We start from the raw sequence: 1,605 nt of genomic DNA, 5'->3' as shown, positions 1-1,605 counted from the left end.
TAAGGTGACCCCATAAAGTTGGACCTATTAGCAGAGTTAGTGTTAAAGCTTACTCTGCTATTTCTTTGTCCTTTCCTACCCCTAGGGGTAGGAAATTTTTATGCTGCATTCTTCTTTCTGTATTCTATTGGTGATAAGTATCCTAATTTTTCTTTTATTCTTTTCTCGTTATAGTATTTTATGAAATCTTCTATTGTTTGTTTTAAGTGTTCATATGAGTAGAATTTTCTTCCATAATATATTTCTTGTTTTAGTATTCCAAAGAAGTTTTCCATTGGCGAGTTATCTAGGCAGTTGCCTTTTCTTGACATAGATTGGGTGATACTGTTAGCTTCTAACCTAGATGTGTATTGATTTGTTTGATATGCCCAGCCTTGGTCTGAGTGGAATATTCTTTCTTCTTTACTTTTGTTAGTTACCTTTATTGCTTTGTCTAGGGCTTTTAATATTGGTTCTATTGTTGGGTATTTTGATATTTCATAGCTTAGTATTTCACTGTTGTACATATCTAAGTATGGGTTTAGATAGAGTTTCTTTATTTGGTAGGTTCCTGTTTTATCTTTTTCTAAATACTTAAATTCAGTTGTGTCTGTTGTTATTTTTGTATATGGTTTTTCTACTTTAAAATTTCTTTTTATTTTATTGTCTGATATTTTTCCTATCTGTCCTTTGTAGGATGAGTATTTTCTGGATTTTCTTGAATAACTTTTTACTTGAAGTTTTAACTTTCTAACTAATCGTTGTACTTTCTTTTTGTTTATTATCAGTCCTGATCTTTTTAATATTGCTGTTATTCTTCTGTAGCCATAGTTTGGATTGTCTTTTCTTATCTTAAGTATTTTCTTTTCTATTTCTATATCTTTATTTGGTTTATTTAATCGTTTTTGCCAATACATGTATGTTGATTTGGCAATATTAAAGTATTTTAACAAGTCTTTTAGTTTGTATTTGTCTCTTAAGACTTCAATTGTTTCAGCAATTGTCTTATTTCTGTATCTGTCATTTGAGACAATTCTATCTTTTTTTTTATTGCATCATTTTCTAGTTGGAGCCAATAGTTTTTTTCTTCTAATTTCTTTATTTTTTCTTTTAGTTGTGCTTCATTTAAGGAATTATCTTCTTCGTTGGTTAATTGTGCTGATGATTCTATTTTAGTGTCTTTTGATTTTTTTGGGGTTTTTGACATTTTCGAAGGTCTTCCTCTCTTTTTAGATTTCAGTCCTTCTATGCCTTTTTCTCTAAAGTCTATTACCCACCTTGCTATTATTGATGGGTTGTTTATCTTTAATTCATTTGCTAGGCTTTGATAGGACATTTCTCCTGTTAAGTACAAGTTTACTACATTTAACTTAAATTCTAAAGTGTATTGTGTATTTTCCCTCTTTACTTTTAGTCCTTCATTGCCTTGTGATTTGTATGCATTTACCCATCTTCTTACTATTTCCTGATGAGAAAGTTTATATTTTTCTGATAAAGATTTATATGAGATACTTGATTCTAAATATTCCTTTACTACTTTCATTTTAAATTCTGTACTATATTTTGCCATTTAAAAACTGACCTCCTTTAGTTAGTTTTTTAGTCTAACTTTTGGGGGTCAGTTCA

Annotated in this window: 2 protein-coding genes; both read right to left on the bottom strand. The window is 29.2% G+C overall.

Annotation, left to right across the window (positions count from 1 at the left end; genetic code table 11):
* Positions 1–98: 98 nt before the first annotated feature.
* Complete coding sequence (locus NH286_RS10580) at positions 99–968, bottom strand: IS3 family transposase (RefSeq protein ID WP_265238770.1); 870 nt, start codon at positions 966–968, stop codon at positions 99–101.
* The gene (locus NH286_RS10575; protein ID WP_265238767.1) at positions 956–1,549 is read right to left on the bottom strand and encodes a transposase; all 594 of its coding nucleotides are present in this window, start codon (positions 1,547–1,549) and stop codon (positions 956–958) included. Before NH286_RS10575 ends, NH286_RS10580 begins: the two co-directional genes overlap by 13 nt.
* Positions 1,550–1,605 lie beyond the last annotated feature (56 nt).

Source organism: Anaerococcus sp. NML200574 (assembly GCF_026131665.1).
In the GTDB taxonomy this organism is placed as follows: Bacteria; Bacillota; Clostridia; order Tissierellales; family Peptoniphilaceae; genus Anaerococcus; species Anaerococcus kampingae.
This window is presented reverse-complemented; position numbering and strand designations above follow the sequence as displayed.

What these genes read in the sequence shown, in the direction of transcription:
- NH286_RS10575 (WP_265238767.1), bottom strand. Translation starts at nt 1,549, where the DNA reads ATGGCAAAATATAGTACAGAATTTAAAATGAAAGTAGTAAAGGAATAT.